This window comes from Providencia sp. PROV024 (assembly GCF_032709665.1).
GTDB classification, from domain to species: Bacteria; Pseudomonadota; Gammaproteobacteria; order Enterobacterales; family Enterobacteriaceae; genus Providencia; species Providencia huashanensis.
Window position 1 is genome coordinate 3,011,497 of the sequence record NZ_CP120545.1, and the last position, 20,981, is coordinate 3,032,477.

18 protein-coding genes and 2 pseudogenes are annotated in these 20,981 nt (G+C 39.8%); 13 read left to right on the top strand and 7 right to left on the bottom strand.

Going from position 1 to position 20,981, the window contains the following annotated elements; genetic code table 11:
• Positions 1-196 precede the first annotated feature (196 nt).
• The 4 genes from P3L56_RS14010 to P3L56_RS14025 are packed head-to-tail and all read left to right on the top strand — an operon-like array spanning position 197 to position 3,035.
• Positions 197-1,066, top strand: coding sequence for a DNA cytosine methyltransferase (locus P3L56_RS14010; RefSeq protein WP_272686101.1), 870 nt, complete (start codon positions 197-199; stop codon positions 1,064-1,066).
• Positions 1,067-1,083: 17 nt separating this feature from the next.
• A complete protein-coding gene (locus P3L56_RS14015; protein WP_254178453.1) occupies positions 1,084-1,653 on the top strand; it encodes a 3'-5' exonuclease in 570 nt (189 codons plus the stop codon).
• A 36-nt stretch (positions 1,654-1,689) separates the two neighbouring features.
• Positions 1,690-1,902 carry an excisionase gene (locus P3L56_RS14020; RefSeq protein ID WP_125892353.1) on the top strand — a complete coding sequence of 71 codons (213 nt, stop codon included), beginning with the start codon at positions 1,690-1,692 and terminating at the stop codon, positions 1,900-1,902.
• Positions 1,866-3,035, top strand: a complete 1,170-nt coding sequence (locus P3L56_RS14025) for a site-specific integrase (RefSeq protein ID WP_125892355.1) — start codon at positions 1,866-1,868, stop codon at positions 3,033-3,035. The genes P3L56_RS14020 and P3L56_RS14025 overlap by 37 nt, the downstream gene beginning before the upstream one ends.
• Positions 3,036-3,556: 521 nt before the next feature.
• Here the strand turns inward: P3L56_RS14025 and P3L56_RS14030 are convergent.
• Positions 3,557-3,768 (bottom strand): annotated as a pseudogene (locus P3L56_RS14030) (IS1-like element transposase); the annotation flags it as partial.
• 274 nt (positions 3,769-4,042) lie between these two features.
• On the opposite strand from P3L56_RS14030, the gene P3L56_RS14035 reads away from it, so the two are divergent.
• A complete protein-coding gene (locus P3L56_RS14035; RefSeq protein WP_042844947.1) occupies positions 4,043-5,041 on the top strand; it encodes an FUSC family protein in 999 nt (332 codons plus the stop codon).
• A 345-nt stretch (positions 5,042-5,386) separates the two neighbouring features.
• Here the strand turns inward: P3L56_RS14035 and P3L56_RS14040 are convergent, their stop codons facing one another.
• The 3 genes from P3L56_RS14040 to P3L56_RS14050 all read right to left on the bottom strand — a co-directional run bounded on the left by P3L56_RS14040 (position 5,387) and on the right by P3L56_RS14050 (position 7,462).
• Entirely contained in the window at positions 5,387-5,545 is a 159-nt protein-coding gene (locus P3L56_RS14040; protein WP_158516029.1) for a hypothetical protein, read from the bottom strand.
• A 229-nt stretch (positions 5,546-5,774) separates the two neighbouring features.
• Positions 5,775-6,779, bottom strand: a complete 1,005-nt coding sequence (locus tag P3L56_RS14045) for a zinc-binding dehydrogenase (RefSeq protein WP_197974821.1) — start codon at positions 6,777-6,779, stop codon at positions 5,775-5,777.
• A 182-nt stretch (positions 6,780-6,961) separates the two neighbouring features.
• Positions 6,962-7,462: a DUF4334 domain-containing protein gene (locus P3L56_RS14050; protein WP_198860804.1), complete on the bottom strand. Its 501-nt coding sequence runs from the start codon at positions 7,460-7,462 to the stop codon at positions 6,962-6,964.
• A gap of 300 nt (positions 7,463-7,762) precedes the next feature.
• Between P3L56_RS14050 and P3L56_RS14055 the strand changes: the two genes are divergently transcribed.
• Together P3L56_RS14055 and P3L56_RS14060 are read left to right on the top strand one after the other, a co-directional pair.
• Positions 7,763-8,638 carry a LysR family transcriptional regulator gene (locus tag P3L56_RS14055; protein ID WP_198860805.1) on the top strand — a complete coding sequence of 292 codons (876 nt, stop codon included), beginning with the start codon at positions 7,763-7,765 and terminating at the stop codon, positions 8,636-8,638.
• A gap of 427 nt (positions 8,639-9,065) precedes the next feature.
• Positions 9,066-9,260, top strand: coding sequence for a hypothetical protein (locus tag P3L56_RS14060; protein ID WP_042844950.1), 195 nt, complete (start codon positions 9,066-9,068; stop codon positions 9,258-9,260).
• 615 nt (positions 9,261-9,875) lie between these two features.
• Here P3L56_RS14060 and P3L56_RS14065 read toward each other — a convergent pair.
• A complete protein-coding gene (locus P3L56_RS14065; protein WP_131680638.1) occupies positions 9,876-10,232 on the bottom strand; it encodes a hypothetical protein in 357 nt (118 codons plus the stop codon).
• A gap of 124 nt (positions 10,233-10,356) precedes the next feature.
• On the opposite strand from P3L56_RS14065, the pseudogene P3L56_RS14070 reads away from it, so the two are divergent.
• Positions 10,357-11,517 (top strand): annotated as a pseudogene (locus tag P3L56_RS14070) (IS3 family transposase).
• A 122-nt stretch (positions 11,518-11,639) separates the two neighbouring features.
• Here the strand turns inward: P3L56_RS14070 and P3L56_RS14075 are convergent.
• Positions 11,640-13,208, bottom strand: a complete 1,569-nt coding sequence (locus P3L56_RS14075; RefSeq protein WP_198860806.1) for a hypothetical protein — start codon at positions 13,206-13,208, stop codon at positions 11,640-11,642.
• Positions 13,209-13,547: 339 nt separating this feature from the next.
• Between P3L56_RS14075 and galE the strand changes: the two genes are divergently transcribed.
• Complete coding sequence (gene galE, locus P3L56_RS14080) at positions 13,548-14,588, top strand: UDP-glucose 4-epimerase GalE (protein WP_198860807.1); 1,041 nt, start codon at positions 13,548-13,550, stop codon at positions 14,586-14,588.
• 9 nt (positions 14,589-14,597) lie between these two features.
• A complete protein-coding gene (locus P3L56_RS14085) occupies positions 14,598-15,647 on the top strand; it encodes a UDP-glucose--hexose-1-phosphate uridylyltransferase (protein ID WP_198860808.1) in 1,050 nt (349 codons plus the stop codon).
• Positions 15,648-15,686: 39 nt separating this feature from the next.
• Here P3L56_RS14085 and P3L56_RS14090 read toward each other — a convergent pair whose 3' ends face one another.
• On the bottom strand, positions 15,687-17,867 hold the full coding sequence (locus tag P3L56_RS14090; RefSeq protein WP_198860809.1) for an extracellular solute-binding protein: 2,181 nt from the start codon (positions 17,865-17,867) through the stop codon (positions 15,687-15,689).
• 295 nt (positions 17,868-18,162) lie between these two features.
• Here P3L56_RS14090 and P3L56_RS14095 point away from each other — a divergent pair, with 295 nt between their 5' ends.
• Genes P3L56_RS14095 through P3L56_RS14105 form a run of 3 tightly spaced genes read left to right on the top strand, consistent with a single transcriptional unit; the run spans position 18,163 to position 20,977 of the window.
• Complete coding sequence (locus P3L56_RS14095) at positions 18,163-18,984, top strand: MBL fold metallo-hydrolase (RefSeq protein ID WP_198860810.1); 822 nt, start codon at positions 18,163-18,165, stop codon at positions 18,982-18,984.
• A gap of 10 nt (positions 18,985-18,994) precedes the next feature.
• Positions 18,995-20,245, top strand: a complete 1,251-nt coding sequence (locus P3L56_RS14100; protein ID WP_272686102.1) for an MFS transporter — start codon at positions 18,995-18,997, stop codon at positions 20,243-20,245.
• 21 nt (positions 20,246-20,266) lie between these two features.
• Entirely contained in the window at positions 20,267-20,977 is a 711-nt protein-coding gene (locus P3L56_RS14105) for an MgtC/SapB family protein (RefSeq protein ID WP_198860812.1), read from the top strand.
• Positions 20,978-20,981: the final 4 nt, after the last annotated feature.

Genomic DNA, 20,981 nt, shown 5'->3' on the forward strand with positions numbered 1-20,981 from the left:
CGATGCAGATATAAGGTTAAGCACAATTCGCGGTGAATGTGCATGGGGTGATATTTATTCAGATAAGAAAAAACGCTTTCAAGATGGTGATCCTATTCAAACATCGCGAGTTATCAACATCGATACTTATTTAACTGATGGCTATATACAAACAGTTGATTCAGTTTACAGAATTATTATTTAAGCGTGTGTGATTATGATTACTGTGAACTCTTACTTCAGCGGCGCTGGCCTAATGGATATAGGCCTTTTACAAGCGGGGCTCAAAATAGGACAAGCTTTTGAATTGGATAAGTCAGCCTGTAAAACCTATAAACACAATTTAGGCAATCATGTCAAAGAATGCGATATAGCCCAGGAGTTGGTTTTAGAACAAGAATCATGTGATGGAATGATATTTACATATCCATGCACTAAATACAGCACTATTGGCGATATTCATGGCGTCAGAACCGGGGATGATTTGTTTCTTCACGCATTACGACATTTAGCAATAGCGCGACCTGAGTTTTATGTTGTTGAAAATGTACCCGGCATGAAAGCTTTCCCTGTTGTCATGGAGGCCATGCAAAAAATGCCTGATTATTATGTGAATGTATTTTGCCCTATTCAGTCTGAAATTTGGCTACCACAAAAACGCAGCCGTTTAATTATTATTGGGACTAAAAAATATTTCAATCCACAACCGCCAATTAACCACAAGCCAATTAAATTAGCAGATGTTTTGGAAGTTGAACCAGATATTAATATTCCTAAATCTGTTTATTCAAGAATGAATGGTGAATATAGAGACTTACCTATCATTAGCAACCCCAAGAATGGAGATTTAGCGCCAACTTGCGTTGCGCATTACGCTAAAGATAAAAGTACCCGACTTGTAGCTGACAGAAATTTCCCAATGGGGGTTCGTCCTTACACTGTTCGTGAATATGCACGGCTACAAGGCGTTCCCGATTGGTTTCAATTTCCAGTGAGCCAAACCGATGCATACCGCCAAATTGGAAATGGTGTAAGCGTTCAGGTGGGCGAATGGGTAGGTCACCAAATTAAACGATATATGAGCTAGATAAATAAGGACTAACAATGAAATATAAACACTTAATGGTAGATCTGGAAACGATGAGCAATAAAGGCAATGCTGCTATTGTTTCTATTGGTGCGGTAGCTTTTGAGTCGTCAACGGGTGAGATTGGCCCCTCTTTCTATACCACTGTCGACTTAACAAGTTGTGAGCGCGTCGGGCTTCATATTAATGCCGATACAGTTCTTTGGTGGATGAGACAAAGCGCTGAAGCTAGAGCCGCTATCATTGCTGATGGCTCTGATTTATCGCTAGCGCTGTCTAACTTAGGTGCATTTTCACGGGAGTTTTTAACTGATGATGTTCAGGTGTGGGGTAATGGCGTTGATTTTGACAATGTTATTTTGCGTAACGCATATGATGCAGTCGGTTTAGAACCATTCTGGAAACATTGGAATAATCGCTGTGTTAGAACGATTGTAGAGCTAGGCCGTAACGCTGGCATCGATCCAAAGAAAACACTTCAGTTCGAAGGTGAGCAACACAATGCGTTAGCTGATGCAATCCATCAAGCTAAATATGTGTCTATTATCCACCAGCATTTAATTAAACCAGTTAACGAAGATATTTAATTTTTAAATCTGTATGCGGCAGATGTGGAGATAATTATGAATACAAGCCTTTCGGTTGAATGCTTGCCAATTTCAAAGTACTGCGAGTTATTTGGCGAGACAACAGATGCAATCAATAAGCGGTTACAAAGGCTAGTCTGGCATGAGGGAGTTCACGTATTGAAAATTGAAGGCGTAAAAGAACGCTGGATTGATATAAAGGAAGTCAATAAATGGGCCAGACAAAACAAATCCTCCCTCGCGGAGTAATGATCCGAAAACATAAATCAGGGGAAACAATCAATATTTCATTTACATTTAAAGGGGTTCACTGTAGAGAGCCCCTATCTAATCTTGAAGTTAACCCTAAAAACATAAAATATGCAGAACGTTTATTAGGCGAAATATATAACAAAATTGAAAAAGGTATTTTTTCTTATGTTGAATATTTTCCTAAATCATCAAAATTAAAAATATTTGGAAATAAACATAAAGGAAGAAATATAAATGAATATCTGGACGAATATTTAGATATTTGCGAAACAAGAGGTTTATCCCCCTCTACAATTGGTGGATATAAAAAATGTAAAAGCGCCCTCTCTACTCTGCATGATTTATCAGTAGTTGATTTGACGCCCGGCATATTAAAAACATGGATCCAAAAACAAAAAACATCATTAAAGACAATTAGAAACCAGCTGTCATTTTTACGTAGTGCATTAGATGAAGCGGTAACCGATGGTTTAATTACATCCAATCCTGCAAATATGGTAACAGCATCAAGATATCAATCTAAAAGTAGTCCATCAGATAGTGACTACATTGTGGATCCTTTAACGCCAGAGGAAGTAGCTGCTATATATAGTGCAGTAAGGTATGACCAATGGAAAAATTTATTCCAGTTTGCAATTAATACCGGGCTACGTAGTTCTGAATTATGTGCGCTTAGCTGGGGCGATATTGATTTCATAGGCAGGACTGCGCACGTACAAGCAGCTAGTGTTGTTGGAATCATTAAAGGTACAAAAACAAAAGCAGGAACGCGGATCGTAGAATTAAACGAAGATGCTATGACTGCACTTAACAATCAAAAGTCATTTACTTTTTTAAAAAATGAAACCATTTTCGAAGATCCAAAAACAAATAAAGCATGGGCTGGTGCAGATGCAATTCGAAAAAAGGCATGGGTACCAACATTGCAAAAAGCAGGTGTTAGATATCGGAATCCATACCAGACCCGACACACATTTGCGATTAAGCATATTAGTAACGGTGTTAACCTATTTTGGCTGGCTTCACAGATGGGACATAAAGGCCCTGAAATGCTGTTTAGGCATTACGGTGCATACTTAAAAGAGTACGATGGCAACACTTCGATTTTAAAGAGAGTAGACACTAAATAGCCACTGCTAGGACTACGGTTAAGCCGCAAATCATGCGCAGGGCAATATTTATCTAATTACCATTTATATAACAATAGGTTAAGTAATTCAAGATGCGGGTTCAACTCCCGCCAGCGTAGGCATAGAAGATTTCAAAAAATCTCAATGACCTCTCAATGATGGCGGGAATCTATTTCGCACACTATCAGCGATACGGGATCTTTATACGGGAATGCTTCTACTATTTAAATACAGAATCATCATATCCGTATATTCATAAAAAGATGCTTGTCAATTAATATACTCACCTCCACATAAAATATTACCTCATCCTAACGGGCGAGGCGGGTTATTTAGAAACCCGACGGAAAATTCAAACAACAATTTGAAAAATTTAAAATTGTTGTTAACACGGGTACGATTTTAAAATTACAAAAAAGTTGTAATGATTTAGAGCATCTACACCCTAAAAACGGTCATGCATTCAATATGTAGACCATCATAATAGATCGTGTTCGCGTTCAATAAATATGCTGGGGAGTTCTGGCAGTATCACAAATACCTGCATTATTCACCGTGAGGTCAATAATTTTATCCTTTTTCCCAGATTGGCAAGCCCGATATTCATAATCTACTTGGAATCTTTGGCGCAGGCTTGGCAGCGATAGCATTGATGCTCAACAATTCGCTATCCATGTTTTTTAACTAAATGCGTTGATTGACAAAATGCGCATTTTACATCGACTTTGAGCATAAATATCTCTATCTTACAGACTGTTCACCGAATTGAATACGTGCTCCAAAAACACATCTCTCATAAAATATCAGTAATTCAATTATTCTCATTGAAACTGAAGAGTGAAAACTATAGTGTATGAAAAAAGTATTTACGCTATTTATTGGAAATAATAGAAAATATAGTACTATACCTTTTAACAGGCTCTTTTCATGTGTTTTTTGATTTAGTCATAATTTGAACATCGAGCAAACTGAGCCCTTGCTTTTTCATTTAGTAACTAGGTAAATCTATGATTAATTTTTTAGAGAGCTTTTATTTCACATTATGCCTCGTAGTAAGTTTTATTATTACTTATTACATTGCTGGCATTGATGCAACACTATGGAGTTCACTCTCAACCCTGCATGGCTACACGATATTTAATAAAGCTAGCCAATATAAAAATATCACCTATTCACTACTGTGTTCTTTTTTTGTCTTTATAGGTTCTGCCTTAGGCTATTTTTTGGGTTTCGGCAGCCTATTTTTGGTAATTCTCTTCATAGCACCTTTTATTTACTACCAGTTTTACAATATAGACTCCTCATTGGATATGTCATTTAAATACTTCATGATTTTTTATATCATAGGGGCGACACTCAACAAATCGAGCTTTGATGGCCTAGTAATAGGCTTACTGATAGGAACAATCATAACTCTTGTATTTTGCTACACCATCAGTAACCGTAAAAAAATTACGATGTTCCAAATAAAAAAGTATATATCACTAAAAAAAGACAAATTATCATATAGCCTTATTTTTCAATCACTAATCTATTCTTTTGGGTTGCTTTTATGTGTTTTGACCTCTAGAGCAATTAATATTGACCATTTCTTCTGGGCACCACTGACATATATATTTGTGTTAAATCCTAAATTAACTAACATCATTAAGTTAACTAGAGATCGAGTTATTGGCACATTACTTGTTGTTTTTATTTTATATTTTACGTTTAATTTTACTGCCTTTATGCCGTATGTTGGCTTTGCTTTGATATATCTATTTGCTTTTCTAATCCCGATAAGTAACAGCAAAAAAAACAACGTTTTTGGCACATTTTGCCTTACAGGACTTGTTTTATCCTTAATAGAAATGTCAATTTACTTTAACCATATCGATTACCATCTTTTACTTGAAAGAATAATGGAAACATTGATTGGTGGTATATTTGCGATTATATGTAGCTATTTCCTTAAACTAGCAACACAAAAACAATCCGTTAGCCATATACGAAAAATACATAAATGAATATCTAAAAATGACTAAATTAAAATTACTCAATTTAAATTTAGAATTAAATTGCTATTATTAATAACTATGCCAAATTAAAACCCATTATTATAGATGCAAAGGCAATTGTTCAAGAATACTATAAAATAACAAATAAGTGCCTCGGTATAACGAGGTAATTTTAGAATTTAAAACAAAAATTCTTAGATTAGAGGAAGGTGACGCTCGTTAAACTAGATAGCAGGCAAGACGGTATAAATAGACATAAAAATAACCTATCGGTGCGTTGGGATTTACTTTAACGTTTTCGATAGTTGTTGAACCATCAGTCTTGGTAACCGTGGTGTACAGCACATATCAGATCTACAGACGTCGCCTTTTCTCCGGGCCAACACAACCAGTTGGCTTTGTCACTATCATCGTTGTCACTATCACATTATCATCGGATGATTGAGCTTGTGCTGATAGTGTACCTATGCCCAAAGCCAATGAAATCCCTATCGCGAAGTGGTGATTATTCATGAAGGGCACCTTAATATTTCATGCAGTAAGATAATACCTTACTGCATGATTTTATGTGATTTTAAGTTTTTCAGAGTGTTTTAAAGGTCTTATAAACACAGGCTAGAAGCCGTGATTTACATTGCCCTTACAAGCCCCCTAAAATAACAATCTCATTCTCATTGCCAATAAAGGTACAGGATGTATCCGTTTGACTGAAATCTATGATGCGGCTTCCTTATGAGTTGGGTCAGAAGCGGGTGATTACACTTCGTGCAATGCCGCCATTTTTAAGCTCCTGATAAGCTTCGTTAATTTCATCGATATCGATCTGTTTGGAAATGAGGTCATCCAAGTTAAAACGTCCTTGTAAATAAAGATTGGCATACATAGGAATATCATGCTTAATATTCGAAGACCCCATGTAAACCCCTTTAATAGTTGCCTGATTAAGCAACACGTCCTCCAAGGCATCAACACTAATGGGGTTATCTGGCTTCGGCATACCAATCACATAGGTAGTACCTCCCTTTCTTAACATCTTGACAGACTGCTCAATGGTAGATTTTGCACCTACCACCTCGAAAGCATGTAAAACTCCGCCATTCGTCATGGTACGAACCGTTTCAACATGATCACCATCTCCCGCCAATACGAAATCAGTCGCACCAAACCGACGAGCGAGTTCCTCTTTAGCCGGTTGAGTATCAATGGCAATAATACGTGTAGCTCCAGCAAGCCGTGCGCCAGAGATGACGTTAAGACCCACGCCACCAACACCAATCACAGCGACCGTATCTCCTGGTCTGATCGCAGCGGTGTTAATCGCAGCTCCGGCTCCTGTTACGCAACCGCAGCCTAGAACTGAAGCTTGAGGAAAAGGTAACTCTTTGGGAACCTTGGCCAGCTGATTCTCATGTACCAAAGTGAATTCTGCAAAAGCAGCAGTACCAAACATCGGTAAGACTGGCTCACCATTAAGGGTTAGACGCTGTCCCTCCCCTGCACCTCGCATAGTTTCCTCAGGATGTTCGCATTGGTAAGTTCGTCCGTCCAAGCAGGCTTCGCAATGGCCGCAATATTGAACCAGAGAACCAACCACATGGTCACCAATAGCGAACTCTCTGACCTCAGGGCCTATCTCTTTGACAATTCCAGCTAGTTCATGCCCTAGTACGGCTGGCAGCGGAAAGCCGTAGTTATTCTCTGCAATATGTAAGTCCGTATGGCAAAGGCCAGATGCTTTGACCTCCACCAGAACCTCGCGCCCTTTCGGGTGGTCAATCTCAATATTCTCAATCGAAAAGAGCCCGTTAGGCGTATTGAGTACAGCGGCTTTCATCATGGATTCTCCTATCCAAATTTCAAATCACTCAACACTGCTTTTGAGCTTGTTCGCGGCGAGCAATAGCCGCGTTTGCCCACATAAACAGTTTTTCACTCTTCTACGTATTCGACTGGGAAACTATCTACCTTTTCAAGATAGAAAAAGTAGTACTTGCCGTTATCAACAATATCAGGGGAGCCCTCCAACGATTTACCATCCATGACGCCGAGCAGTGTGTTTTCATCAACTTTACGTAAATGATCGAAGATAGGTACACCATCGTAGATCATAGTAGTCGAGACTTTTCCACGGAATTCTACATCCCAAAGCGAGGCTTCACCCTTCATTGCCTGACTTGAAAATAGGCGATTTTGGTCGTCATAACAGATAAGTGGCACTGCATCCATCTTGCTACGATACCATTTTCCGTACCATTTCCTTTCTATCAGAGCACGATTGCACCAGTGCCCTGTATTGAAATCACCGCCTTTCCAGCGCCCCAGAACTTCATCTGTAGAAACGGGTGAAAGCGAATCAAAGAATTCAAACAGAATTTCGTCATTGAGGCGTTCCGTATTCTTAAATTGGTCGAACCTCTGTTTCGTGTCCATGCATTCCTCCAAATTTGTTTATTTCACACTAATGCTAACAATTGTGGCCGTACGCCAAACCAATTTACCAGTAGTGGATTAGTACAGATTTCGATGGAAGTATCCCTCTATCAAGAAGCCATGTCTAAGACGAATTTTCTCGTAATTAAGTCAAATTTCGTATAAATAACAATATACATGCTAACAGTATAGCGGTTAAGATTTCGTTATAATTCCAATAGGATTTAGTTAAAATGCGACGGTCATTAAACATTACGCTACAACATGCAGATCTCTGCGATATAAATGAGGAATTGCTCAATGAAGCTTGATCCGCGCCTTGTGGTGCAGTTTGCGATAATCGCTGAGGAAGGTTCATTCACTCGAGCGGCTGAGCGTTTACATGTAGCTCAACCGTGGCTGTCTGCCCGATTGAAAAAGTTTGAGGATCAGTTAGGGTTTCCCCTATTTACTCGGAACACACGTAATATTGCCTTAACCAAACAGGGCTACGAGCTACTTCAAGCAGCACGCGGCGTATACGCATCAATGATGCTGACCGAAGCTCTTGCGTCCCAATTGCAACACCGAGATGAGCGTCACCTTAGGCTTGGTTCTCCTCCTTACGGCAACCACATTGTTCGCAGACAAGAGCTGGTCGAACAATTTGCGTTAATTTATCCCGATATCAGTGTTGAACTCGATATTGGCTGGAGCTCAGGGCTGATTGATCGGGTTCTGAAGGGGGCTTTAGACCTTGCTTTTGTGTTGGGTGAAGTACACCATTCTGAAATTGAGACAATGTTACTCTGTGAGCTCAAGCTTGAACTACTGATGTCTGCCAATCATCCCCTCGCGAAGGTCAATAATCTGAAGCCTGCGGATCTTAAGGGCCAGACTATCGCAGTGTTTACACGGGCACTCCATCCGGAACTGTTTGATTCTATTTTCACTGGATTAAAAGCCGCAGGTGCCACGCTCGTTCAGTTTATCGAGTTCAATCAAGCACTCTTAGATCGTACTCACTCAGCGGAACCTACTATGGTGGCCAGCTTTGGACTGAGATATGAATACCTAAATGCTGCTAATATTATCGGAAAGACTCTCGATGAGAGTAACTCGATTCCTTTTTCCCTAATACGAAAGATTGGTCATGCGTCTGAGGAAAGTCAGCTTTTTTGGGATCTTTCACTTTAAGTCTGCAAAATCTAAAGGACAATCACAGTTTAATTTAGAAGAGCCTCAAAGTTTTACATAGTATTTATTTCTATTCTGGATCAGTTGAGTACTGTGTTATTAATGAAGGGCAGCCGAATAGTAGTACTAAACTAGCTTGGCTGCTGGATTTCAACATTTCAGTTCCCATCTCTATGCAATTGGCTGATCAGCCTGAGAGGCAGGTCAAACAAGAACATGTTAATGTGATATGTTAATAACGAACAGGCTTACTGGCATCTTATAAGTAAGATAGGAAATGTTGACATTCAAAATAATTTAAACCAACTTGCTTAAATATTAAATTTTGCGAGTTATATTATTACCATCAATTTTCTGCATTTTTTCTTATCGCATATAAACCCCAAATACCTTAGACTTAATCATATTAAATTTAAGGGGACTCAAAGTGGCATTCACTATTACTTATCTTTTGTTTTTTGCTTTTTTATTACTCGTTCTTGCTTATTGGAGTTTTTCAGCGCTACTCCCTAAATCGCCGCCAACCAGCCTTAGCTGCCTTTTTGCTAGGACAATCATTGGTGCTGTTTTGGTCATAGCTGCTTTATATGTGATTATTGTTGTTACCTCAATCTCTATCTAACCGATTATAATAAGGTTACTTTACCGAGAGTGTCGTTATTTCCAATAGCGCAGAATAGGAAAAAACAGGGTCTATAGGCATAAAGATAATAAATGTTAACCAACCTATGTTTACCATATCATAAGCAAAATTAATATACATAATATCTCCTTGTATTTGGCAACGGTATTTCACTGTATTAAAGTAATTAAAACAATAAGACAAACACTGAATTAATCATTTATATCTCGATTAATAGTCAATAATACGTAAAATTAAGGAGTGGGAAGTAGAAAATAATATTAACGACTGGATGCACTATGATGAAAAAAATTGATCTTATATAAAGATGAAGTGCTCAAGCTATTGTAAAATATCGCACAATATTCTCTAATAGAAGAAAGTATACTAAATTTTATACGTTTTTAATCATTGATTCCTTACATGTGATAGAGCATCCCATATTAATATTTGTTCAGAATACAATTACGACAGTTTTAAGTTCATAGTTGATACAAGTGTATTTGTACCTAAAATTAACAGTGAATGATTAGAATTATTTAGTCAACTAATTGATTTATATAAACAGCAACCAAAAAGTGGCACTGACTGCGCCACTTTAGCTTCAATAATTACTTATGAGATACGATACCAACCCATTAACATAATATAGGCGTTGGTTACTGCCAAAGCCGTTCCTGAACCAAGGTTTTCTGTATTTCCTGAATAGGTATGAGTGTGGGCTCCATTATTAGATGTAGCTCCAGACCATGTCTTTGAAGCATCAAAGGAGTAGTAACACCCACCATTCGATGTTTCTGTGTGTGAGGTGACATTTCTCGTCGTCATCCTTGTAAAAGCTCCTGCCGCATGTCCTGATGTAGTTGTATTTTTCCATGCCTCACCATTATTCGCAAATTCCCCAGTGATATTCATCGTTCCACGATTATGAGTATGACCACCATTTGAACTCGTTGTGCCAGAGAATTTCAAGGGCACCGCTGGAAGATTTCCTTTACCAATGGTTACAGAATCCGAACCACCACTACTTGTAATGGTCTAATAAAACTGTAGAGATTTATAGCTTATAATTAAGCAAAATCTTATAGGTATAAATATGACCCGAAAAGTAAAAGTGACCTTTAGCGCAAAGCAAAAACTGGAATATGCAAAACTCATGGTTGAAGGCGGATATAGCAATATTCAAGTTGAAAAAATATCGGGGGCGGGCAAATCTGCTGTATCACGATGGAAGCAACAATATCTTGCTGAGTTAAAGGGGAATACGCCTGTAAAATCAAAAGCGTTAACCCCCGAACAACAGCGCATACAAGAATTAGAAGCTCAACTTAAGCGTGCGCAGAGGAATAATGACATATTAAAAAAAGCCGCAGCTTACTTCATCCTCGACAATCAAAACTCAACATCGTGAAGCAAATGAAAACCCTGTACCCCAATTTTACGGTCACTGAGCTATGCCATCTTTTTGAAGTAAGCAGCAGTAGTTTTTATTATGAACCCAAAATACCCACAGTTGAAAATGAAAACCTGTATGGCGAAATCAAGCGTATTTTTACTGCATCGGGTCAAACGTATGGCAAAAGACGTATTCAAGCTGAGTTAAAGGGATTAGGGCACCAAATTGGCACACATAAAATAGCGAACATCATGAAATTAAATCAATTAGTTGCCATAAGACCCACGAAAAAGCATTATTATCCTTCATCGGGTAACGAACATCGATATGCGCCTAATTTGCTTAAACGCCAATTTTCGCCTGAACAGCATAATCACTATTATGTCGGGGGATATCACGTATATTCGACATCATCATGGGTGGAGCTATTTAGCCTGTGTGTTGGATTTAGCGACCAAAGAGATTATTGGTTATGCCTTATCAACAAAACCGGATTCGAAATTAGCGAAAGAAGCCTTAGATAATGCCATTGAACGACAATTACCGGATACGACAAGTTTGATGTTCCATTCAGATCAAGGTTGCCAATATTCATCGGAGGAGTTTAGGGCGCACCTCATGGAACGGAAAATAACTCAGAGCATGAGTCGGCGAGGTAATTGCCTGGATAACGCGGTGATGGAAAGATTTTTTAGGAGTTTAAAGACTGAAAGACTCAACCCTTTATCGTTTATAAATCATCAGGCTGTAGTCTGTGAAGTTGAAGATTACATTCAGTTTTACAATTATTCTCGGCGACATTCAACGATCGGCTATTTAACACCGCATCAAAAATATCATGAACTTAGAAATGCCGCTTAGATCTTCTACAGTATTTGTTGACCATTACAACTATGGGTGAGTGGATCGTACCGTAGGTTTAACCGCTGACGAAAAAAACGGCATGGATTTTAGCCATGCCATTAAGTGGTTATTAGAGAATATTATCTATTAGAAATACCTAGCCAGGCAGGAGAAGCACTGGGTTTACGGTTCTTATTAGTTGGTTCGGAGCACCAGACGTTATTGTCATTACACGAAGATGCACGCCTACGTCCTCCGTAGCGTGTGAAACTATCATCCTTTATAGCTATTGCAGCGTAAGGGCCCCCGGAAAACTCAATGGCATTGTCAACATCTAGTGCTTGAAAAAGCCCGTACAACTCCCGACGGTCTAGACCTTCATCAAATTCCCCACCTTGATAGATAAAAATGACGTTTTCATTTTCATTGAAACTCATAGCTACTCGTCCTAATCCTTCCTCAGCATAAGTAGGGCTGATTGAAGGGTCGTACATCCTGTCATTAAGGCCTACACCGGAAACAGCGATATACTTGAACCCATCTCTATTTAGCTCCTCCATTTGTTTCCTTACGTTTGTGGCTTCCAATGAATCGGCATGAATAAGCATGCGATGCGAATAAATATCATCAAGCCAAAGCATTGTATCCAGCGGGATTGATTTGTTGTTATTCGGGTTAATGAAGTAAGGTAGGCCTGCCAAATATTTATCTGGGGCATTGTGGGTACCTTTAGTCGGCCCTTTAGTAACATTATCGTAATACATGCCTACAGGTGATGAACAACCGTTCATTTTCCAGTCTGTATGCGCCTCTTGTCTTCGAACATCAAAAAAGTTTGCATTGAGAGCTACTAAAGGTTGGTCCAGCTTATTCCAGGCTTCATGTGGGGTGTAAATTTCTGCATCTTGATGTTCTCCGGATACCGTTGCATAAACATTGTATTCACACCGTTCCGCTTCACCTTCGTGAGTATCACCAAGCAAATGAGGGTAAACATACCGAACATTGCCAACCAGCTTTGGAATGATGAGAAGACTACCTGAAAGAGCCACTGTGTAGCTTTGAGAACCAAGCTTAATAGGAACTTCGAAATGATTCTTGAGCGATTTATCGAGGCCAAAAACATATTGGCCTGGTTTTTTCTCTGTTAAAACATCCGATACAGCAGAATTAATTCGATTAATTTGAGAATGAGCATTGCCATCAACCCAAGATGTTCCATGACGGCTATCTGGTCCGTGTATTCTAAATGACCATTCTACTGTTCCATTGTTTATATACTGTATAGAAATGCCGTCCACATCAATTGCATATTCACCAGAGCGTACAACAGGGAATTCGAAACGAGTTTGGAATTTTTTAATAACACCAAAGGTCTCATCAGACATTTGCTTGGAAACCTTACCAGAAATCAAGTGCTTAATGGATATATATACTCGAATTCTTGTTTCATTATACTTCGGCCCTGTATAACTCATGTCATGTAAATATACATCGATAAGAAGAGGTCGGTCGCCATTCCTTACCGATACATCGCTTTTGGCTTTGAACTGATAAATAGGGGGCATACCAAGAGAGATGGGTTGCAATCCCCACGCCTCCCATGCCTTTGTTGAAGGGGCTTCATTTGCCTGAACATTAAAACTGGATAGAAGGAACAATAACACCATATAAAACAATGGAATGAACCGCGATGGCTTGAACATCATTTTGTACCTCTTAAAGGTTAATCTTCTAAAGAAGGCCGAGTCCATTCGTTTATACCAGTGATTATTTGATTATATATTATTAAATTTGAAACAAAATCAAACACATCCATTCACTCTATTACAGTGTAGAACGAACCACAAGGATAGCAACCCTTCGCATGTACTGTTACGTACCAAGCATTTTAATAGGTTAACTTCATGATTTACTTATTTATTTTTGGAATGATTATTTTTACCAAGTAATTTATTGTGATCGCCATTTCAAATTTTATTTTAATTTATGAAATTGATACGTTCCAATTATATGATGTATGTAAACTATTTATATCGAGGTTAAGAATGAAAGGGAACGACGTTTTAGTTACTGGCGGGCTGGGTTATATCGGGAGTCATACATGCGTTCAAATGATACAGGCAGGTTTCACGCCTGTTATTTTAGATAACTTAATAAACTCCAATCTAGAAGTATTAAATAGAATTGAAAAAATAACTGGCGTTCGCCCTGTGTTTTTTGAAGGTGATGTTCGGGATTCCGGTATCTTGGGTTGTATTTTTAAAGCACATAATATCCAGTCAGTGGTTCATTTCGCAGGGCTAAAGGCTGTTGGTGAATCCGTTGAACAGCCCCTCAAATACTATGATATGAATGTCAATGGTAGTCTCGTCTTATTTCGGGTGATGAAGCAGCACGCTATTAAAAGTATTATTTTTAGCTCATCTGCAACGGTGTATGGTGAGCCAAAAAACGTTCCTATTGATGAGACCTTTACTACAGGTGCAACTGCTAGCCCTTATGGCACCAGTAAATATATGGTTGAGCGAATACTTGAAGACATGCATATTTCAGACCCAGAGTGCTCTGCAACCCTGCTGCGCTATTTTAACCCTGTTGGGGCCCATCCATCTGGCGAAATGGGGGAAGATCCATTAGGCATTCCAAATAATCTAACCCCCTACATTACTCAAGTCGCCGTGGGGAAACGGCCTTTTCTTTCAATTTTTGGTAACGATTACCCCACAATTGATGGCACGGGTGTTCGAGATTATATCCACGTTATGGATTTGGCTGATGGGCATGTTGCGGCCTTGGGAGCAGTGAGTCAGCAGCCCGGACTCCATATTTTTAATTTAGGAACAGGTAAAGGCACCAGTGTATTAGAAATGCTTCATGCATTTGAGGTTGCATGTGGAAAAAGTATTGCTCACGAATTTAAAGCTCGTCGCGAAGGGGATATTGCAGAGTATTGGTCAACCCCCGAAAAAGCTCGACGTGAACTTAATTGGGAGGTAACACGAAGTATTCAGGATATGGCTGATGATGCATGGCGTTGGCAATGTAATAACCCTGAAGGCTACAACAGTTCAAACAATAACAAATGAGGACCCAACATGAACTTACCCATATTTGACCCTACAGAAGTCCCCCACCGCCGGTATAATCCGTTAACTGATCAGTGGGTGCTAGTTTCACCACACCGTGCTAAGCGACCGTGGAATGGAATGGATGAACCCCCTGAACTGTTAAAACTCCCTGAGTATGATGAAACGTGTTTTTTATGCCCTACGAATAAAAGGATCTCTGGTGAGATAAATCCAGACTACAAAGGAACCTTTGTTTTTCAAAATGATTTTTCAGCCCTTACCCCACAAGGCTCTACTCAGCCGGAGAATATCACTAGCCTGATCCGCACACAAGCAGTTCGAGGCCTTAGTCGAGTGATATGTTTTTCCCCAGATCACAGTAAGACTTTGCCAGAACTGAGCGTTCCGCAGATCAAAGACGTCGTGACAACCTGGAGTGAACAGTTGTCTGAACTTGGGGAAAATTACATATGGGTTCAAGCGTTCGAAAATAAAGGTGAAATGATGGGATGCTCACAACCTCATCCTCATGGACAAATTTGGGCCAGCGACTTTCTGCCAAATGAAATAAAGCGAAAAGATGACAACCTGCGGCGGTACTACACAGAAAATGGAAGTAGCTTACTTTTAGACTATGCTACATTTGAAATGCGTGATGGAAGCCGGACAGTGGTAGACACGGATCATTGGATTGCGGTCGTGCCCTATTGGGCTGCATGGCCATTTGAAACAATATTGATGCCTAAAACTGTGGTTCATCGTATGGATGAATTAACGGAAGAGATGAAGGATGATTTAGCCCTTGCGTTGAAAAAACTCACTTCACGTTATGACAATCTCTTCAAAACATCTTTTCCTTACTCAATGGGGTGGCACTTTGCACCTTTCTTCAAAGATAATCAGAATATTGAGCATTGGCAATTGCACGCTCAATTCTATCCACCATTATTACGTTCATCTTCAGTGCGTAAATTCATGGTGGGATATGAAATGTTGGCTGAAACACAACGTGATTTAACGCCGGAACAAGCAGCACAGAAATTAAGCGCTGTTAGCGATATACATTATAAAATCTGAAAAAGACCACGGCCCCTAAGAGGCTGTGGCCTGTATTTTTCAAAGATTTTTCAATCCCAGATTTATTTTTTGAATAGTTTCTTGGATGGTCATTAACCCATCCAAAGCATCGATGACACCACGGCCAATGATATTTTCAGCTTGACGAAGATTAAATGCTTCGCCATTAGGCATGGTAGATTCACGGACTCCAGTCTCTATCTCATTGTAAGAAAGCGACAACCAAGGATAACGCTGTCTGACCTCTTGCATGTATATATAATTTCGCTGAATGGTATTGCCACCAAGCATCAATATGTGATCCTGGATGACATCTGAGTAAAGCCATCGATAAAAGAGCTCAACTAATTCTGTCTTTTTACTATAGCGTGACATTCCTAAAACCCCTCCGCCAATTTGAGGCTTTCCTCCCGGCACGGGTGCGTATCCAATGTTATTGGACATGGGGCTATGAGCGACATCATTAAATAAATTCATATACGCGATGTTCATCGCGAGATCTCCTGACTCAAACCGCTTTATCGATTCCCCCCACCACTCACTGTTAATCCTGTCGGTATAGGATAGTTGATTCATGTAGTCAGTAAGCACTTTCTCAGCGATTAACGGGCTTAAGCTGGGTTCTGTGCCGGAGCCAAACAAGCACCCACCTGCGGCATAATAGCGTAACAGGTACTCCGATGAAATTATCCCAGCACTGCCTGTGGTAGAAGATGAACCATACGGTTTATTTTCATTACCAGCTTCGCGATGTGTATAGAAAAAACGACTTATCCTGTCGTACTCCTCAAAAGTAGAAGGTACTTTCAGCTCTTTACCCGTCGATTCGAAGTACATGCGCTTCGTTATTGGGTCTTCGAAAAGATCCTTACGGTAAAACATAAGCTGCACACTTGCGTCGAACGGCATCGCATAAGCCATATCATTGACTAGACAAAAACGGCTTTGTTTTTGCTCCGTGTATTTTGATTGCAAGTCTGTTAATCCACCACCAACGGAATTAAGCGGCACGAGGGTCTTTTTTGCAAACCAAGGAAAAAAAGCGACATCGATACGTAATAAATCGTAAAAAGGGTGTTCTTCTATCGTGTTAAGGATATTGAATATTTCGCCAAAAGGACGAACAGAGATATTAACGTGAACCCCCGTTTGAGCGAAAAAGTGGGGAAGCAGTTTTTGTAGAGCGTCGGTTGAAGGGCTTGGTATCGTAAGCAAATTAAGTGTATCGACTCGAGTACGTTCGCCATCTCTGGCCTCACTGGTATAAACGCGGGCAAAAGGGCTGGAGATTTGCTGCTCCTGCTCAAACTTTGTTCCTTCATTTTTAAATAAGCGCGCAGCCACATCTAAACCGAGTTGAGCGTAATTCATCGGAATGCAATACACCCCGCTAACCATTGGTGGTGTGCTACCCGTTAATGAATAAATACGTGGAACCTGCTTCGCGCTTCCGAAAAAACTCGCCTGTGTTATATATCGAGTTCTTTCGAGATCTTGCGTAATGATTGCATCAAATTTTTGATTATTTGCAAAAAAATCAAAAGCCGTATTGTAAGACTCAAGGTCACTCGAATAACACACGACCACTTCAATATTCGGTACGTCTTTTTGTAAGGACAGTCGGACTTCTCGAACAAATTCCTCACTATTCAAATAATATGAAGATTCGGCAAAAATTCCAATTCTTTCACATGCATCTTTTGCTATTTGATTTGCAATGGCTTGCGCTGCATCGGCATAGTCAAGGCTGAAATACACTTTAGCATTCTGGGGTTTTCGGTATACAAAGGCGACATTTTCAGGAGGAATTTGAAGTGTATCAAAATACACACTAGCATCATTAAGACAGCTAACCGTGATAACGCTTTGGTAACCGCCAGAGGCTATTTTTTGTAGTATTTTCAATTCCTTGGATTGTAGGTCATCAGTCAAGAATACATCAAATGGCAAATCTGAGCTGTCTTCAATCGTCTGGCGAATAGCGTTGAACAGTATGGTGTACTTTTCCGATATCAGGTGAGGAAGCACGATTGCAATCTTGATATTTGTGTTTGCTCTGAGTAATTGCGCTTGAGTATTAACGTTATAGCCCAGCGCCTTGGCGGCATTTAACACGGCTTCCATTTTCTCCACGCTAACGTTGCCGCGTCCATTTAACACATTCGAGACTGTGCCGTGCGAAACACCAGCAATTCTACAAATATCCCTCATTGTTGCCATTGATTATCCCCTCCAAATCGACTGCCAATAATAATACCTTAATTTTAAAGCCAAATGAAATTGATTCGTATCATCACTTAACTCTGATTATATGGATTGGCATTTAACAAGTTTACTTTCCTGCATCGAGTAGAGCATACGTCAATATATTGAAAATCAGGTATTAATAGGTTTTATTTTGAACAAGATCACTTAATTCACTATAAAAGCTTTGTAATTATTTTAAAAAATATATATTGATACGTGTCAATATATAAAATACATATGAATAATTACAAATAAAAAGGAATTCACTATGAAGATCCATTTTTTAGGCACTGCTGCTTCCGAAGGTATCCCTAATCCATTTTGCCGATGTGAACATTGTTTGGAAGCTCGTCGATTAGGCGGAAAGGATATCCGCACGCAATCTTCCGCTATTATTGATGATGTTATGTTAGTGGATATGTCTCCTACGTTTAGTCATCAATTATTGCGGGATGGTCGTGATGCGACTGATATTGAAACCCTACTTTTCACACATACTCACCCTGACCATTTTAATGTGGGGGATTTATATAGCCGCATGGAAGGTTATGGTTACGAAATATGCCACCCCCTCCATATTTTTGGTAATGACAGAGCGATTAACGGGTCAGTCAGTGTTTTACCCGGCTACAGTAAAGAACGTTTCGGTTTCCATTGTATGGTTCCCTATGAAACAGTTGAGCATAAAGGCTATAAAATCACACCACTACTGGCTAATCACGCTAAGTGGGAATATTGCTTTGTTTATCATGTCGAGAAAGATGGACAAGCTATCTTTTATGGGCATGACTCAGGTTGGTTCCCAGAGCTCACTTGGAATTGGCTCATTAATAAGCCGCTGGATATTGTTGTTTTAGAATGCACCTATGGTTTGAATGGAGATGATCGTACTGATAACCACATGAGTTTAGAAACTGTTTTCGCCGCCAAACAAAAACTGGAAGCTCAAGGCTGTATACACCCGAAAACAAAGATATTGGTTTCTCATATCTCACATAGCGCGCGTTTATTACATAAACATCTGGAAAGTATTTGCGCTGAACACAACATTCTAGTTGCTTCTGACGGCCTCACGGTTGAAGCAAACTAAGGAGAACACTATGAACGTGAATATCACCTCCAGGCTTTTGATTATGATGTTTGTCCAATATTTTATGCAAGGCGCATGGAATATGACGATGGGGCTTGTCTTGAGTTCTTATGGAATGGCTAACATCATTGGTAATGCTTACGCTCTGCTGGGGCTGGCTACGATCATGTCGCCACTTTTCATCGGAATGGTGGCAGACAGATTCTTTTCATCGCAAAAAGTCATGGCTGTACTTCACATTATCAACGCTGGTGTGTTGTTAATGGTTCCTCAATTTGTGGAAACGCAGAATGTTGGAATGACGTTGTTCCTGATTTTCATTGTCGGCTTATTGTTTTACCCTACTACAGCACTCTCAAACAGCATCACTTTCTCGCACATTAACGGCGTGAAAATGTTCCCAGTCATTCGAGTGTTTGGTAATTTCGGTTTCATTGTCGTCGGATTTATCATGGGGGAAATGGGCTTATCTGGCAGCACCATGACTTGGTATATTGCTGCCGGTGCTGGTGTCGTTTTGGCGCTATACTGTTTAACCTTGCCAGATACCCCTCCTAAAGCAAAAGACCAGCCATTTAAACCTAGAGATATCCTATGTCTTGACGCGCTCTCTTTGTTCAAAGACCGTTATTTCGCGATACTTATGTTGAGCATCTTCGTACTGATGATCCCGAAAACAGCCTACTCTGCTTATATTCCTGTATTTATTAAGGCGCTTGGATTTGATAACGCAGCGTCTATGATGCAAATCGGGGTGGCTTGTGAAATTGTCTTTATGTTTTTGCTGTCATTCGTGCTGTTAAAATTCGGATTTAAAATTACATTAGCATTAGGTATAGGCTCTTGGATTATCCGAACCGTTCTTTTCTCTTATGCCGCAATGGATACTGGCACAATGTTCATCATTATTGGCCTGTTACTGCAAGGCTTGTGTTGGGACTTTTTCTTCACCGCTGGCGATATCTATGTTGATAAAAAAGCCCGTCCAGAAATCCGTGCTCAAGCTCAAGGGATCCGCTTTATCGTTTCTAATGGTGCAGGCTTATTATTTGCCTCAACCGTTTGTGGCTATATCTTCAACAATACAGTCACAGAGACGGGTGCCGCATCACTCCCTCAATGGGTTAATTATTGGCATTATCCGACCGTAGTTGCAGCCGTTGTGATGGTCTTCTTCCTTATCTTCTTTAAAGATGATGTTTCGAAAAAGAAAGCCATACAGCAAAGCGATAATAAAGCAGATGCAGTCATAGAAAAATAAATGGAGTAAGGAGAGAGGTAAATGGAAAGCTTAACCTATATCTACGAGCAGTTAAGCAACTTCCCTCCAACGTTAATCAAGTTGACGGTCGCTTTTGTCCTAGGCGGCCTCCTTGGTTTAGAACGGGAAGCAAAAGGAAAACCTGTCGGTTTCACTACATGCGTTATCATTGCAGTTGCCAGCTGCCTGTTAACGATAGTCTCAATACAATCAGCGGAATATTACGCGGGGATATCCGACAATATACGTAGTGACCCAATGAGGCTCGCGGCACAGATTATTAGTGGGATTGGTTTTTTGGGTGCTGGGGTCATCATGCACCGTAGCGATGATGCTATCTCGGGCTTAACGACCGCAGCAATAGTGTGGGCTTCAGCGGGGATTGGTATTGCGTCTGGAAATGGTTTTTACATCCATGCCTTTGTGGTGACAGGCTTATTTTTCATTGCAATATGGATTAGCCCGCAAGTCCTGCTTTACCAAGCAAAGAGCAAACGTTTAGGAAAATTGAATGTCCGCATGTTGTTTAATGATGAAGCAGGCTTATCATCAACGATAGATTATCTAACAAGCAACAATAGCATCATAGATAGCCTGAATATACGCGATCTTAAAAAAGAAAAGGTAGAGGTTAATTTAAAGTTAAATGTCAGACAGAAAATGACGCTACCTGAGTTCTACTGCACGTTAAAACAACTCCCTCATGTTCATGCAGTTACATTGGAACATTAAAAAA

What these genes read in the sequence shown, in the direction of transcription:
- P3L56_RS14010 (WP_272686101.1), top strand. Translation starts at nt 197, where the DNA reads ATGATTACTGTGAACTCTTACTTCAGCGGCGCTGGCCTAATGGATATA.
- P3L56_RS14015 (WP_254178453.1), top strand. Translation starts at nt 1,084, where the DNA reads ATGAAATATAAACACTTAATGGTAGATCTGGAAACGATGAGCAATAAA.
- P3L56_RS14020 (WP_125892353.1), top strand. Translation starts at nt 1,690, where the DNA reads ATGAATACAAGCCTTTCGGTTGAATGCTTGCCAATTTCAAAGTACTGC.
- P3L56_RS14025 (WP_125892355.1), top strand. Translation starts at nt 1,866, where the DNA reads ATGGGCCAGACAAAACAAATCCTCCCTCGCGGAGTAATGATCCGAAAA.
- P3L56_RS14035 (WP_042844947.1), top strand. Translation starts at nt 4,043, where the DNA reads ATGATTAATTTTTTAGAGAGCTTTTATTTCACATTATGCCTCGTAGTA.
- P3L56_RS14040 (WP_158516029.1), bottom strand. Translation starts at nt 5,545, where the DNA reads ATGAATAATCACCACTTCGCGATAGGGATTTCATTGGCTTTGGGCATA.
- P3L56_RS14050 (WP_198860804.1), bottom strand. Translation starts at nt 7,462, where the DNA reads ATGGACACGAAACAGAGGTTCGACCAATTTAAGAATACGGAACGCCTC.
- P3L56_RS14055 (WP_198860805.1), top strand. Translation starts at nt 7,763, where the DNA reads ATGAAGCTTGATCCGCGCCTTGTGGTGCAGTTTGCGATAATCGCTGAG.
- P3L56_RS14075 (WP_198860806.1), bottom strand. Translation starts at nt 13,208, where the DNA reads ATGATGTTCAAGCCATCGCGGTTCATTCCATTGTTTTATATGGTGTTA.
- galE (WP_198860807.1), top strand. Translation starts at nt 13,548, where the DNA reads ATGAAAGGGAACGACGTTTTAGTTACTGGCGGGCTGGGTTATATCGGG.
- P3L56_RS14085 (WP_198860808.1), top strand. Translation starts at nt 14,598, where the DNA reads ATGAACTTACCCATATTTGACCCTACAGAAGTCCCCCACCGCCGGTAT.
- P3L56_RS14090 (WP_198860809.1), bottom strand. Translation starts at nt 17,867, where the DNA reads ATGGCAACAATGAGGGATATTTGTAGAATTGCTGGTGTTTCGCACGGC.
- P3L56_RS14095 (WP_198860810.1), top strand. Translation starts at nt 18,163, where the DNA reads ATGAAGATCCATTTTTTAGGCACTGCTGCTTCCGAAGGTATCCCTAAT.
- P3L56_RS14100 (WP_272686102.1), top strand. Translation starts at nt 18,995, where the DNA reads ATGAACGTGAATATCACCTCCAGGCTTTTGATTATGATGTTTGTCCAA.
- P3L56_RS14105 (WP_198860812.1), top strand. Translation starts at nt 20,267, where the DNA reads ATGGAAAGCTTAACCTATATCTACGAGCAGTTAAGCAACTTCCCTCCA.